We start from the raw sequence: 14,089 nt of genomic DNA, 5'->3' as shown, positions 1-14,089 counted from the left end.
GCGATGTTGGCGTTAGCCGAGCGTCTTGCCCAATACAAGGTGACAGGTCATACCACCCGACCAATGGCTTCTGGCAAGTTGGTGCGCGTTGTGGGGCTGACTCTGGAGGCGACAGGCTGCAAAGCCCCAGTTGGCAGCTTGTGCAAAGTCGAAACCATGAATGGAGAGGTCGAAGCAGAAGTGGTCGGCTTTTCTGGCAACAACCTGTTTTTGATGCCCAGCGAACAAATCATTGGGGTACTGCCGGGAGCCAAAGTTACGCCCATCACCGCCGAATCAGGATTGCCGGTTGGTATGGAACTGCTGGGTCGAGTGATTGATGGCGTCGGTAATCCTCTTGATGGACTCGGTCCTATCTACACCGATCAGCGCGCTTCATTGAATGGCGTGCCGCTTAATCCGCTGGCACGTAAACCGATCAGTGAACCGTTAGATGTGGGGATTAAAGCGGTCAATGGACTCTTAACGGTAGGTAAAGGCCAGCGAATTGGTCTATTTGCCGGTTCAGGGGTCGGTAAATCGGTCACGCTCGGTATGATGACGCGTGGCACGACTGCACAAGTGGTAGTGGTTGGACTGATCGGTGAGCGGGGACGCGAAGTTAAAGAGTTTATCGAAGAGATCCTCGGTGTCGATGGTCGTCAGCGTTCCGTTGTGGTGGCTGCGCCTGCCGATGCTTCACCCTTGATGCGTTTAAAAGGCTGCCAAACAGCGTTAACCATTGCTGAATATTTTCGTGATCAAGGCTTAGATGTTTTGTTGCTGATGGATTCGTTAACCCGCTTTGCCCAAGCACAGCGTGAAATTGCTCTCTCGGTTGGTGAGCCGCCAGCTACCAAAGGTTATCCCCCCTCGGTATTTGCTAAACTTCCTGCTTTGGTGGAGCGGGCGGGTAATGGTGGCCCCCAACAAGGTTCGATCACCGCCTTTTTTACCGTGTTAACCGAAGGTGATGATTTGCAAGATCCGATTGCCGATGCTTCGCGAGCGATTCTGGATGGTCACATCGTATTATCACGAGAAATGGCCGATGCGGGCCATTATCCGGCGATTGATGTGGAAAAATCGGTCAGCCGAGTGATGCCACAGATCACTACCGATGAACATATGTTGATGTCTAAGGCGGTGAGGCAGATCCTTTCGGTATGCCGTAAGAATCAAGATTTAGTCTCGATTGGTGCCTATAAACCCGGCACTGATAAAGCGATTGATGCGGCCTTCACACTCAAACCTAAACTCGATCAATACCTGCAACAGGCAATGAAAGAAACGGTACCCTATGAGATGTGCGTTAATATGCTACGCCATGTATTGAGCAGCTAAAGGGCAGGGTTAAATGGATAACGCATTAGATTTTCTGCTCGAACAGATCCAGGAACAAGAAGATCAAGCGGTGCTGGCACTGAGTAAAGCGCGCAGCGAGCTGGAGAGCTATTACCAGCAACTTCGGCAAATAGAGCAGTATCGCTTGGAATATTGTCAGCAGTTGGTGGCACGTGGTCAATCTGGGCTAACCGCCAGTCAATATGGTCACTTAAATCGCTTTCTCACTCAGCTTGATGAAACGCTGGCCAAACAAAGAAGTGCTGAACAGCACTTTCGGCTACAGGTTGAAAATAGTCAACAACACTGGATGAGCCTGCGTCAAAAGCGCAAATCTTACCAATGGTTGATTGAGAAAAAACAAGTAGAACGTCAGCAATTACAAGCCAAACGCGAGCAAAATCAGATGGATGAATTTTCCACGCTGATATTTAATCGGCGTCGTCTCTCCTTATAGGTCGTCTCTCCTTACTCTTTGCTGGCTCGGCTTACCAAGGTTCGCTGCTATCGTGATTCAGTGTTTTTGGTTTATCTGGCGTGTTTTTTGCTTGTTTTTTTGTAACCACGACCGATAGGTCAATCATGAGCGATGAGTTGATAGCCTGGGATTGCACGGATGGCCAGCTTGGCCAATACCTAAACTCATATCCCACTGTGCGAGTAGCGAATATGAATGTAAACCTCACCCCATCGTCTGAAGCGAATAAAGCCAGCTCTGTAGCGAAAAGCACCGCAACTGGTGTCGAGGCGCAAGATAACCAATCTAGCACAGGTTTTTTTGCCCAGTTACATAGTTTAATTTTTGGTGCTAAAGCGGCAGATCGAGATGACACAGAGCAAACTGCAGCCAGCGCGCAACAACTGGCCAATCGGGTTTCAGCAACCGACCACCCGGCTGTTGATGAACGGGGCGAAGATGCCGAACAAACGGTAGGCGAGCTATCGTCGACGACAGACGACCTCGCTTTGCTCGATAGCGAGGTGTTTGTCGATCCGGCTTTTGATAGCCAAGCCGCGCCCGATAGCGATGAGCGACGTGCATTAACCTCCGATGCGTTAGAACGAAAAGCGGCACAAGCGATCAGCGAGGGGGATCAGTTGCTTGGTCGCTTGCAACAAGCCAATCAAACGTTGAATACTCAGCATGGCAAAGGCTTGCCGACGACTGAGATGGCAGAGATTGAGTCCAATAATAGGATTTCATTGTTTGAAGCAGAAGAAGCAGAAGGGGCGCTAGACTCTTTTGCTTCGTTGCTAGCGCCATCGGCGATAGTGGGAACGGAACAAGCTCAACCCTCAGTTGCGCGTATGGTGGCGGATGGAGCAAACGAATCGGATTCTGGCTTAGTCAGTGCTGAGTTTGCGCCAGCAGTAAATGCGCTGTCCGCTCCCTCTGAGGCCAGTGAGTTAGGTCTGGCTGCAATTCCTTGGCGAGCGGCTGTACTTGAGGATCCTGCTCACAGCAAAGGATTTACTGTGGATCGGCTGGCTCCGCAATCGACAGGACAATCGGCTACCGCCGCCGTTAGTAGTGGTTTATCGCCGCATCTTGCCAATGATGCTATCGACATGTTGAGTGTGGCGACTCCCACGGCCTCTTCGCGGCTAAGTGCTCAGGCAAGCTTGAATCCAGAATCATTAATGGCCGACTCAGCACTGCTCACCAGTTTCGCTGGCCGCGGGGTGACTGAGCCTATGCGCTCAATCACCGCTGAGTCTGGGCAAGAGGGGCTGGCTGAACAAATCGCCGCCGCAGGCTTGACTGGACCAACCGCCACTTTGCCGCGCGCTGAGCCAAACATAGTCGCGAACCCTGCTAGCGCATTGCATTTGCATAAAGATCTGGCCGCAGAACAGATGGCAGAGCGGGTGCAAATGATGCTATCGAAGAATTTGAAAAATATCGATATTCGTCTTGATCCACCAGAAATGGGCCGCTTGCAGATCCGACTCAATATGCAAGGGGATGGTGCGAATGTTCACTTTACGGTAGCCAATTCCCAAGCGCGAGATCTGTTAGAGCAAACCTTGCCAAGGCTGCGCGAAATGCTGGCTCAGCAAGGCGTGCAATTAGGTGAAAGCTCGGTAAAGCAGCAAAGTACAGGACAGCAACAAAATTGGCAGCAAAGCACAGAATTTGCGCAAACCAGCAGCCATGAACCATGGCATAGCGAAGAAAAGCTTGATACCGACATCAAACTTGATTTGAATGTGGCAACAAAGCGTGATGGAATCAGTTATTACGCTTAAACTTATACAAAATTAACCACATACAGAGGTCATTATGGCAGAACAAGATCTGGCAACCACCGCTTCGAAGGGCAAGAGTAAACTGCTGCTGATTATTGCTGGCGTGGTATTGCTGCTCGGTGTTGCTGGCGCGGCGTTTTTTATGCTGGGTTCAGAAGATAAAACCACGGCAGGAGATTCGCAAAGCGGGCAATCGGCTGCCAACCAAATCGCACCAGTCGCTTATGTTAATATTGCGCAACCCTTTGTGTTTAATGTCACCGGTGATAGTCGTGATCGCATGGTGCAGATTAAGGTGCAATTGATGGTGCGTGGTGGTGAAAACGAGAATTTAGCCCGTTACCACTCTCCCCTGATTGAAAGCTCTTTGTTGGCGACCTTTGCTTCGGCAACGGTTGAGCAGTTGCGTACACCTAATGGCCGAATTGAACTGCGTGATAAAGCGACGGAAGACATTAAAGCGGCACTCAATATGGCCGTCGGCAAGCCAGTGATTGAAAAAGTGCTGTTTACCGACTTCGTAATGCAATAGGTGATATGTGACTGATTTATTAAGCCAAGACGAGATTGATGCACTACTGCACGGTGTGGATAGTGTTGATGAGGAAGAAGAGGAGTTACCCCAATCGGGCTCCAGTGCGACCAGCTTCGATTTTTCTTCCCAAGATCGTATCGTTCGTGGGCGAATGCCAACGCTGGAGCTTATCAATGAACGTTTTGCACGCCACTTACGCATCAGTCTGTTTAATATGTTGCGAAAAACGGCCGAGGTATCAATTAACGGCGTACAAATGATGAAATTTGGTGAATACCAAAATACTTTGTACGTTCCAACCAGTTTGAACATGGTGCGTTTTCGTCCATTAAAAGGCACAGCCTTAGTCACCATGGAAGCCCGCTTAGTTTTCATTCTGGTGGAAAACTTCTTTGGTGGTGATGGTCGCTACCATGCGCGTATTGAAGGGCGTGAATTTACCCCAACAGAACGCCGCGTGATCCAGTTACTGCTCAAAATCGTGTTTGCTGACTATAAAGAAGCGTGGTCGCCGGTGATGGGGGTCGAGTTCGAATACCTCGATTCTGAAGTGAACCCGAGTATGGCGAATATTGTCAGCCCGACCGAAGTGATCGTGGTGAGTTCATTCCACGTTGAAGTGGATGGTGGCGGTGGTGATTTCCACATGGTGATGCCTTACTCGATGGTAGAACCGATCCGCGAACTGCTCGATGCGGGTGTGCAGTCGGATAAGATGGAAACTGACGTGCGTTGGAGCACGGCGCTGCGTGAAGAGATCATGGATGTGCCGGTCAATTTTCGCGTCAATTTGCTCGAAATGGATATTGCCCTGCGCGATTTGATGGAACTGCAAGTAGGGGATGTGATCCCGGTTAAAATGCCAGAGCATGCAGTGATGTTTGTCGAAGAGCTGCCGACCTACCGTGTTAAAATGGGCCGTTCCGGTGAAAAAATGGCGGTACAAGTGTCCGAGAAAATCAAACGGCCAGATGTGGTGAAAACCGATCTGGCATTTTTAGGTAAAGATATTATGGCCGAGTTTGAAAACGCAGAACAAGATGGGTTCGAGTAAGTCACTCCCCGTTATTCGTTTGCGTTAACTTGGTAATTTGCAGAATAGTGCTGTCGTTCAGCACATCATGATCAGAACAATAGGTAGTTGAAGATGGGAAAAAGTGAAGATGAAAGACTCGCCGAAGAGTGGGCTGCGGCACTAGGGGAAGATCCGAATGCGCCGGATATTGATATCGATGAAATATTGGCCGCACCATTGGAAGAGCTAAAAAACACTGCGCCTGCATTTTCTGAGGATGAGCGGCGTAAACTGGATACCATCATGGATATTCCAGTTACCATTTCAATGGAAGTTGGCCGTTCTAAAATCAGTATTCGTAATTTATTGCAGCTTAACCAAGGCTCGGTGGTGGAGTTGGATCGGATTGCCGGTGAATCACTGGATGTGATGGTAAATGGTACCCTGATTGCGCATGGTGAAGTGGTCGTGGTCAACGACAAATTTGGGATCCGTTTAACTGACGTGATCAGCCAAACTGAACGTATCAAGAAACTGAGATAACCGATGCGAAAATGGGCAACTCTGCTGGTTATCCCGACCCCAGCTCTGGCGGCACCTAGCAGCCAACTCGATTTAGCGACCACTTTGGGGTCGCTGTTGTTGGTGATTGGGCTGATCTTATTTTTGGCTTGGTTGCTAAAACGGATGCGAGTTCCGGTGTTTGGCCAATCCAATGGTTTAAGTGTGGTTAAACAGTTACCGGTTGGGACCAAAGAGCGGGTAATGATTATTCAAGCCGGGGAGCAACAGTATTTAATTGGCGTGACCAGCCAATCGATCCAATTGCTCGCCCAACTTGAGCAGCCATTGCCGCAAGAGGCTCAGCTCAGCAGTCCATTTTCCAACCAATTGATGCAGTTACTAAAAAAACATGAAACAGACGCAAAAAGTTAATTTCACCACTTGGTTGATCGCTGGCTTATCGACTTGGCTGCTGTCGAGTTTACTCGGGTTTACTGCGCTGGCTTTTGCCGAAGAGCCGCTGGCCACCAGCATACCATCAACTGCTGCTGGCGCTTCATCAGTCACGGTCACCGCACTGGAAAGAGAGCAAGCGAACGCCAGAACCATGGCATTAGGCAGTCGCAGTGGTGGCGGTGGGATCCCCGCTTTTACTATGACCAGCAATCCTGATGGTAGTGAAGATTACTCGATCAACCTGCAAATTTTAGCGCTGATGACCATGCTCGGCTTCTTGCCGGCGATGGTCATTTTAATGACCTCATTTACGCGGATTGTGGTGGTGATGTCGATTCTGCGTCAAGCGATGGGTTTACAACAGACCCCCTCCAATCAAGTGATTATTGGTATTGCGCTGTTTTTAACTTTCTTTATTATGGCCCCGGTGTTTAATCAAATTAATCAACAAGCGGTGCAGCCCTATCTGGATGAGCAGATCTCTGCTCGCCAAGCCTTTGATGTCGCCCAGCAACCACTGAAAGCCTTTATGCTCAAACAGACTCGGGTGAATGATTTGGAAACCTTTGTTGCCATGTCGGGATCACAAGTGAGCGAGCCGGAGCAAGTTTCGATGGCGGTACTCATTCCAGCCTTTATCACCTCAGAGCTGAAAACCGCGTTTCAAATCGGCTTTATGCTGTTTTTACCGTTTTTAATCATCGATTTGGTGGTGGCTTCTGTGTTGATGGCGATGGGTATGATGATGCTGTCGCCGATGATTGTCTCACTACCGTTTAAATTGATGTTATTCGTGTTGGTGGATGGTTGGAATCTGATATTATCGACCTTAGCCAGCAGCTTTGCCTTGTGATGGAAACGACAATATGACCCCTGAGATATTTGTCGAACTGTTTCGCGAAGCACTATGGATGGTGCTGGTTATGGTGTGTGCCATCATCATACCGAGCTTGATGATTGGCCTCGTGGTGGCCATTTTTCAAGCAGCGACTTCGATTAACGAGCAGACGCTGAGCTTTTTACCGCGTCTGATCATCACGCTATTAGCCTTGATGTTCTTTGGGCATTGGATGACCCAAATGCTGATGGATTTTTTCTACAGCATGGTTGAGCGCCTGCCGCAGATTCTGTACTAGGAGCGCTTATGGAGTACCCAGCCAGTGTCGTGCTCGATTTCATTGCCAACTATTTTTGGCCCTATACTCGTATTGCTGCCATGTTGATGGTGATGTCGGTGACTGGTGCGCGCTTTGTTCCTGCCCGTGTGCGCCTCTATCTTGGCTTAGCTTTGACGCTGGCGGTGATGCCCGCCATTCCTGCCGTCCCTGCCGATATCGCGTTGCTGTCGCTGCGCGGTTTTATGATCACCTTTGAACAGGTGGTGATTGGCATGGCGATGGGCATGGTGACTCAATTTTTAGTGCAATCTTTTGTGATGCTTGGTCAAATCTTGGGGATGCAATCGAGCCTTGGTTTTGCCTCGATGGTCGATCCTGCCAACGGTCAAAATACGCCGGTGCTGGGGCAGATGTTTATGCTGCTCACCACCTTATTTTTTCTCGTCACTGATGGTCATTTAAAAATGATCCAATTAGTGGTGTTTAGCTTTAAAAGCTTACCGATTGGCAGTGGCTCATTGACCGCGGTTGATTATCGCGAGTTGGCACTGTGGCTCGGCATCATGTTTAAAGCGGCATTGGCCATGTCACTTTCTGGCATCATTGCCTTGCTCACCGTTAACCTTTCCTTTGGTGTGATGACCCGTGCCGCACCGCAGTTGAACATTTTTTCGCTTGGTTTTTCATTTGCATTGCTGGTCGGCTTATTGCTGTGTTGGTACATCCTCAATGGTTTGTACACCCATTACGAAATTTATTGGCAAGAGGCGGAAGAGCAGATCTGTCGCCTGATCCGCTTGAGCTGCTAGGGGGCTGATATGGCAGAATCGGATGGACAAGAAAGGACAGAAGCAGCCACCCCCCGAAGGTTGCAGCAGGCCAAGGAAAAAGGCCAAGTTGCACGATCAAAAGAGTTGGCTTCCGTCTCAGTATTAGTGATTGGCGCGTTATCACTAATGTGGTTTGGTGAAACGCTGGCTCATGGACTGATGGCTGCGATGCAGCGTCTGTTTGCCTTGAGTCGTGAGGAAATTTTTGATGTAGGCAAACTGTTCGATATCGTCGCTGGTGTTTTTCTCGGTTTATTGTGGCCACTGCTGCTGATTTTGATCACCTTGTTTGTTGCCGCTTTACTTGGTGCGGCAGGGGTCGGCGGGGTTAGCTTTTCCGCAGAAGCTGCGATGCCCAAACTGTCGAAAGTCAATCCGCTCAGTGGGTTGAAGCGAATGTTTGGTTTAAAAAGTTGGGTCGAGCTGATCAAATCAATCCTCAAAGTGCTGCTGGTGGCGGGGATGGCCTTTTATCTGATTGAGTCATCCAGAACCGATCTGTTTCAACTCAGTTTTGATGTTTATCCGCAAAACATTTTTCACGCGCTAGATATTTTACTTAACTTTATTTTGCTGATCAGTTGCTCACTGTTGGTGGTGGTGGCGATTGATATTCCTTTTCAGATTTGGCAGCACAGCGAACAATTGAAAATGACCAAGCAAGAAGTGAAAGATGAGTACAAAGATACTGAAGGTAAACCGGAAGTGAAAGGGCGGATCCGTATGCTGCAACGTGAAGCTGCGCAGCGGCGTATGATGGCAGCCTTGCCACAGGCCGACGTGATCATCACCAACCCAGATCACTTTTCGGTGGCGTTACGCTATAAGCAAAATACTGACAAAGCCCCAGTAGTGATTGCCAAAGGGGTGGATCATATGGCGCTGAAAATTCGTGAAATTGCCCGAGAATACGATATTACCATTGTACCTGCGCCCCCTTTGGCGCGAGCGCTGTATCACACCACAGAGCTAGAGCAGCAGATCCCCGATGGTTTATTCGTGGCAGTGGCGCAAGTATTAGCTTTTGTGTTCCAGTTAAAACAGTACCGCCGTAAAGGGGGACAACGACCCAAACTCAACCCTGATAGCATGCCGATCCCAACCGATATGCGTTATTAAAACCAGCACAGTGTGGAGCAAACTCGGATTAGCTTGGATTATTTTTCGGGAATCGAGAGCAGCACTAACAACGCACCGCCACCACCAAATTCGAGTGGAGCTTGGTGGAATGCTAACACTTCTGGGTGTTGGGCCAACCATAGTGGCACATTTTGCTTTAAGATGTGTTTGCCAATCCCATGTTGCACACAGGCACAATGCACGTTGTTTTTTAAGCAGTAGCTGATCATCGCGCCTAATTCGCGTTTGGCTTCTTGCTGGGTCATGCCGTGCATATCCAAAAACACATCTGGCACGTACACTCCACGGCGCAACCTTTTCACTTCATATTTCGAAACATCACTGCGCGCATAGCGTGTAGGTCCTTCATCACTCAAATGTGGCATAAATTGATCGGAGAAATAGAAATCGTTGTCGCAAGCTTCCCGTTCGCTACGCTGGATTTCTTTTTGCTTGGGATTTCTGTTTGGGGCGTGGAATATGGTATCCTGACGCAACTTTTTTACGCCCTGTACTTCGTCACGAAACAGTGAGAAATCGTCGTCAACATTCTCGTTATCGCGAGCATTGTGGGCTATGTTCTGCTGGTGTTTATTCATTGGTGGGACGTATTTTGGTTACTGTAAATTGATGACGCAGTATTGTAGCGCTTTTTGGAGGCAATTTTGGATAAGATTTTCGTTGAGGAGGCGGTTGCAGAACTGCATACCTTGCAAGACATGATTCGTTGGACGGTGAGTCGTTTTAACGCCGCTAACCTATTTTATGGTCAAGGCACAGATAACGCTTGGGATGAAGCGGTACAACTGATTTTGCCAACGCTCTATCTACCGATTGATGTGCCTCCGCATGTTTTGAATTCTCGCCTAACCAATAGTGAGCGTTTACGTGTGGTTGAGCGGGTGATCCGCCGGATTAATGAACGTACACCTGTCGCCTATCTGACCAATAAAGCTTGGTTCTGTGGGCTGGAGTTTTTCGTTGATCAACGCGTACTGGTGCCGCGCTCGCCGATCGGTGAGTTGATCCAAAACCGCTTTGAACCTTGGTTGAGCGAAGAGCCAACCCGGATTATGGATTTGTGTACCGGTAGTGGTTGTATTGCGATTGCCTGTGCCAACGCATTTCCTGACGCAGAAGTGGATGCGATTGATATTTCACTGGATGCGCTGCAAGTTGCCGAGCAAAACATTCAAGATCATGGTTTAGAGCAGCAAGTTTTCCCGATCCGTTCTGATCTCTTCCGTGACTTACCGGTCGAGCCGTATGATCTGATCGTGACCAATCCTCCTTATGTCGATCAGGAAGATATGGATAGCCTGCCTAACGAATTTCGTCATGAGCCAGAATTGGGTCTTGCAGCAGGTAGCGATGGCTTGAAGCTGGCACGTCGGATCTTGGCCAATGCACCAGCCTATTTAAAAGAGAATGGAATTTTAGTGTGCGAAGTGGGTAACTCTATGGTGCATATGATGGAGCAGTATCCCCATATCCCATTTACTTGGCTAGAGTTTGAAAATGGTGGCCACGGGGTGTTCTTGTTAACTCGTGAACAACTGATTGACTGTGCCGCGGATTTTGCACTGTATAAAGATTAAGCATCAATATTCAGTCTACATATCGATAAGCTCCTCTTAGCGCCGACTGAACTGTCGGCGTTTTTATTGGCTGCCAGTCGTGGCGAGGGGGACTTGAGAGCCAAGTGGGGGTGACAGAACCGGGTGCAATCTGATGATGTTTAACACTTTACATCATTGAGCATAAACGCCACTATGAAGCCACTAACCATCGTTAATCAGTGAAAGTCAATTTTACTGAACATTGAGGAAATCATGGCAGGAAACAGTATCGGACAACATTTCCGAGTCACCACCTTCGGAGAAAGTCACGGTATCGCACTGGGATGTATTGTGGATGGCTGCCCACCAGGGCTCGCTCTCTGCGAAGCGGATTTACAAGTCGATCTCGATCGTCGTCGCCCGGGTACATCACGTTATACCACTCAGCGTCGCGAACCGGATCAAGTCAAAATTCTTTCTGGCGTATTTGCCGGCCATACCACTGGCACATCAATTGGACTGTTGATCGAAAATACTGACCAACGGTCGCAAGATTATTCAGAGATTAAAGATAAGTTTCGCCCCGGACATGCGGATTACACCTACCAGCAAAAATATGGTGCGCGAGATTATCGCGGTGGTGGCCGTTCATCGGCACGAGAAACCGCAATGCGTGTCGCAGCCGGCGCGATTGCCAAAAAATATCTGCAGCAAGAGTTCGGTATTCAAGTGCGGGCTTATTTGTCACAGATGGGTGATATTGCGATAGATAAAGTCGATTGGGACCAGATTGAACACAACGATTTTTTCTGCCCAGATGCTGATAAAGTCGCGGCATTTGATGCACTGATCCGTGATCTGAAAAAACAGGGCGATTCGATTGGTGCCAAAGTTCAAGTGGTGGCGACAGGGGTTCCGGTTGGATTAGGCGAACCCGTATTTGATCGCTTGGATGCGGATATTGCCCATGCACTGATGAGCATTAATGCGGTGAAAGGGGTGGAAATCGGTGATGGTTTTGCTGTGGTGCAGCAAAAAGGTAGCCAACATCGTGATCCGCTGACCCCGCAAGGATTTCGCTCTAACCATGCCGGCGGCATTTTAGGTGGCATTTCCAGTGGGCAAGATATTGTGGCGAGCATCGCACTTAAACCGACCTCCAGTATTACCATTCCGGGCGAGACGATTGATCTGTACGGAGCCGCAACCGAGCTTATTACTAAAGGGCGTCATGATCCTTGTGTGGGGATCCGTGCCGTGCCGATTGCTGAAGCGATGTTAGCGATTGTGTTGATGGATCATCTGCTGCGTCATCGTGGTCAGAATCAAGGGGTGGTGACCACCACTCCAAAAATCTAGCTTTATTTTTAGAGCTTAGCCGCTGATAGCACAACGCCCTCGATGGAGGGCGTTGTTATTTTTGTAATCCGCGACTAGTGAAGCGAGTTTTCCGCTTCCAAATGGAATGAGGGGAGACGCCATTTAAAGCGTACTGCGGCCATGCGTAATGTGTAGCCGACCACCAGAGTGGCGATGGTACTCGGCACATCACTTACTCCCAATTCTAGCAAGGTGAGATAGAGTCCAGAGGCGATTAAGGCAATTGAAGCATACAGCTCTTCATGCAATACCAGCGGTGGTTGGCGGCAAATCAAATCGCGCAATAGCCCGCCAAATACACCGGTGACCACCGCCGAAACGAGGCAGATACCAGGATGTAGCCCCATTTCCATCGCGACTTGAGTACCGATGATCGAAAACACGATTAAGCCTAACGCATCGAGGCGAATGAATAAGCCTTTTAGCTTGATCACCCATCGATAGATCCCTGTGGTGAGTATGCCCGCCACGCAAGTGATCGCCAGATATTCAGGATGTTTAACCCAACCTAATGGGTAGTGACCCAGCAGAATATCGCGCACCGTACCACCACCAATAGCGGTCGCACTCGCGACTAATATCACGCCAAACCAGTCCATTTTACGCCGCCCCGCACTGAGTGCGCCGGTCATGGCTTCTGCCGTAATTCCAATCACATACAAAACACTAAGTAGCATGCGCCTTACCTTATTTCGTGTCAGGGTCTCAGATTAATGCTTACCAACCTGCTGGATAAATTGACTCGTTCACCGCCATTGCAAGCTGTTTTGAGATAGAAAAATTAAGGCAAAATTTTAGAGAATCGCTAAGCAAATAAATAATGATTTTTTATAAGGTTGAAACTGTTTGGATTAGAAAAAATAATGCTAAAAATTAAGGTCTGCTGAGCGTTTTTTTGGCAGTCGAGCGAGGATCTTGCTTAACACTTTACCCGCCAATAAAAAATCGCCAGAATGCACAGCGTCATCCATTGCGACCCTGTGCTATGAATCATAACTATCAAGACTTAATTGAGATTTTCAACCAGACTTTTTTCGAGTCTTACCAGACCCAATTAGAGTTGGGTGGCGATGAGCCGATCTACCTGCCTGCGGATCAGCAGGTGAATTATCACCGGATCATTTTTGCGCGAGGCTTTTACGCTTCGGCACTGCATGAAATTGCCCATTGGTGTGTGGCTGGCCCTGAGCGGCGTTTATTGGAAGATTTTGGCTACTGGTATGAACCTGATGGGCGCAGTGCGCAAGTTCAGGCAGAATTTGAACGAGTAGAAATTCGTCCGCAAGCGTATGAATGGATTTTGGCACAGAGTGCTGGTTTTCCGTTTACCGTGAGTTGTGACAACCTCAATGGTGATTTTGAACCGGATCGTTTGGTATTTATGAGCAAAGTTCACACTCAAGTGCTCAATATTCTTGAACAAGGTTTACCACTACGCGTCAAAATGCTGGCTGAGGCATTGCAAGCTTTTTACCGCACTCCCGTTTTACAGGCTGAGCAGTTTATTATTCGATAACTGCTTGGTTTAAAATGCTATTGTGTAACGGATTAATTAACCCCCGTTATACACCATTAGCCTAATAATGAGACATCATGATTATTGAATTTGAAGAAAAACTGCTGGCTCTGATTGATGCACAAGTTGCTCATGCATCGAATGATGAACTGTTTGCGGGTGGCTATTTGCGTGGACACATATCACTGTCCGCGGCGCAGTGTGAAGAAGAGGGCGTCGAGGATCTGGATGTATTCCAACGGCAAATTGAACAGAGTATTGCCGCCGCTCGCTCGGAGCTTAGCCCGCTCGATCGGGTTATAGTGACTGAGCTTTGGCAGCAGCTTGCTCGCCAAGTATTCGCCAATCAATATCCTCTTCCTACTTGAAGTTGCAGCGGTGTTGGCGAGGTTCGCTCACCCCCAATCACATAGTTTGCTTGGTTCTGACTTAAGGTTGTTCAACTTTTTTGAACAACTAAGTGAAAAAATTGAGATTGCTGGCT

General features: G+C 48.7%; 17 protein-coding genes. 15 read left to right on the top strand and 2 right to left on the bottom strand.

What is annotated here, in order from left to right; genetic code table 11:
- The first annotated feature begins 3 nt into the window (after positions 1-3).
- The 11 genes from fliI (at position 4) to flhB (ending at position 9,150) form a co-directional block, all read left to right on the top strand.
- A complete protein-coding gene (fliI, locus tag G7083_RS02205; RefSeq protein ID WP_166013383.1) occupies positions 4-1,323 on the top strand; it encodes a flagellar protein export ATPase FliI in 1,320 nt (439 codons plus the stop codon).
- Positions 1,324-1,336: 13 nt separating this feature from the next.
- Positions 1,337-1,780: a flagellar export protein FliJ gene (gene fliJ / locus G7083_RS02200; protein WP_166013382.1), complete on the top strand. Its 444-nt coding sequence runs from the start codon at positions 1,337-1,339 to the stop codon at positions 1,778-1,780.
- A gap of 212 nt (positions 1,781-1,992) precedes the next feature.
- Positions 1,993-3,573: a flagellar hook-length control protein FliK gene (locus G7083_RS02195; RefSeq protein WP_166013381.1), complete on the top strand. Its 1,581-nt coding sequence runs from the start codon at positions 1,993-1,995 to the stop codon at positions 3,571-3,573.
- 34 nt (positions 3,574-3,607) lie between these two features.
- Positions 3,608-4,105: a flagellar basal body-associated protein FliL gene (gene fliL / locus G7083_RS02190; protein WP_166013380.1), complete on the top strand. Its 498-nt coding sequence runs from the start codon at positions 3,608-3,610 to the stop codon at positions 4,103-4,105.
- 7 nt (positions 4,106-4,112) lie between these two features.
- On the top strand, positions 4,113-5,162 hold the full coding sequence (gene fliM / locus G7083_RS02185) for a flagellar motor switch protein FliM (protein ID WP_166013379.1): 1,050 nt from the start codon (positions 4,113-4,115) through the stop codon (positions 5,160-5,162).
- Positions 5,163-5,255: 93 nt separating this feature from the next.
- Positions 5,256-5,666 (top strand): flagellar motor switch protein FliN, encoded by a 411-nt coding sequence (gene fliN, locus G7083_RS02180; RefSeq protein WP_166013378.1) that lies wholly within the window; start codon positions 5,256-5,258, stop codon positions 5,664-5,666.
- Between the two features lie 3 nt (positions 5,667-5,669).
- Positions 5,670-6,059, top strand: coding sequence for a flagellar biosynthetic protein FliO (gene fliO, locus G7083_RS02175; protein WP_166013377.1), 390 nt, complete (start codon positions 5,670-5,672; stop codon positions 6,057-6,059).
- Positions 6,037-6,936, top strand: a complete 900-nt coding sequence (gene fliP / locus G7083_RS02170) for a flagellar type III secretion system pore protein FliP (protein WP_166013376.1) — start codon at positions 6,037-6,039, stop codon at positions 6,934-6,936. The genes fliO and fliP overlap by 23 nt, the downstream gene beginning before the upstream one ends.
- 13 nt (positions 6,937-6,949) lie before the next feature.
- Positions 6,950-7,219, top strand: coding sequence for a flagellar biosynthesis protein FliQ (fliQ, locus tag G7083_RS02165; RefSeq protein WP_166013375.1), 270 nt, complete (start codon positions 6,950-6,952; stop codon positions 7,217-7,219).
- Between the two features lie 8 nt (positions 7,220-7,227).
- Complete coding sequence (gene fliR, locus G7083_RS02160) at positions 7,228-8,010, top strand: flagellar biosynthetic protein FliR (RefSeq protein WP_166013374.1); 783 nt, start codon at positions 7,228-7,230, stop codon at positions 8,008-8,010.
- Positions 8,011-8,019: 9 nt separating this feature from the next.
- The gene (gene flhB / locus G7083_RS02155; protein ID WP_166013373.1) at positions 8,020-9,150 is read left to right on the top strand and encodes a flagellar biosynthesis protein FlhB; all 1,131 of its coding nucleotides are present in this window, start codon (positions 8,020-8,022) and stop codon (positions 9,148-9,150) included.
- 38 nt (positions 9,151-9,188) lie between these two features.
- Here flhB and smrB read toward each other — a convergent pair whose 3' ends face one another.
- Positions 9,189-9,749 carry an endonuclease SmrB gene (gene smrB, locus G7083_RS02150; protein WP_166013372.1) on the bottom strand — a complete coding sequence of 187 codons (561 nt, stop codon included), beginning with the start codon at positions 9,747-9,749 and terminating at the stop codon, positions 9,189-9,191.
- 66 nt (positions 9,750-9,815) lie between these two features.
- Between smrB and prmB the strand changes: the two genes are divergently transcribed.
- The gene (gene prmB / locus G7083_RS02145) at positions 9,816-10,748 is read left to right on the top strand and encodes a 50S ribosomal protein L3 N(5)-glutamine methyltransferase (RefSeq protein ID WP_166013371.1); all 933 of its coding nucleotides are present in this window, start codon (positions 9,816-9,818) and stop codon (positions 10,746-10,748) included.
- A 234-nt stretch (positions 10,749-10,982) separates the two neighbouring features.
- The gene (gene aroC / locus G7083_RS02140; RefSeq protein WP_166013370.1) at positions 10,983-12,068 is read left to right on the top strand and encodes a chorismate synthase; all 1,086 of its coding nucleotides are present in this window, start codon (positions 10,983-10,985) and stop codon (positions 12,066-12,068) included.
- A 74-nt stretch (positions 12,069-12,142) separates the two neighbouring features.
- On the opposite strand, the gene G7083_RS02135 is transcribed toward aroC, so the two are convergent.
- Complete coding sequence (locus tag G7083_RS02135; RefSeq protein ID WP_166013369.1) at positions 12,143-12,766, bottom strand: trimeric intracellular cation channel family protein; 624 nt, start codon at positions 12,764-12,766, stop codon at positions 12,143-12,145.
- A 308-nt stretch (positions 12,767-13,074) separates the two neighbouring features.
- Between G7083_RS02135 and G7083_RS02130 the strand changes: the two genes are divergently transcribed.
- Both G7083_RS02130 and G7083_RS02125 read left to right on the top strand, forming a co-directional pair.
- Positions 13,075-13,605: an elongation factor P hydroxylase gene (locus G7083_RS02130; protein ID WP_166013368.1), complete on the top strand. Its 531-nt coding sequence runs from the start codon at positions 13,075-13,077 to the stop codon at positions 13,603-13,605.
- A gap of 77 nt (positions 13,606-13,682) precedes the next feature.
- Positions 13,683-13,973, top strand: coding sequence for a YfcL family protein (locus G7083_RS02125; RefSeq protein WP_166013367.1), 291 nt, complete (start codon positions 13,683-13,685; stop codon positions 13,971-13,973).
- Positions 13,974-14,089: the final 116 nt, after the last annotated feature.

Origin of the sequence: Vibrio sp. HDW18, assembly GCF_011306175.1 — a bacterium.
Taxonomy (GTDB): domain Bacteria; phylum Pseudomonadota; class Gammaproteobacteria; order Enterobacterales; family Vibrionaceae; genus Vibrio; species Vibrio chanodichtyis.
Note: the sequence above shows the minus strand (reverse complement) of the source record. Positions and strands in the feature narration are given on the sequence as shown.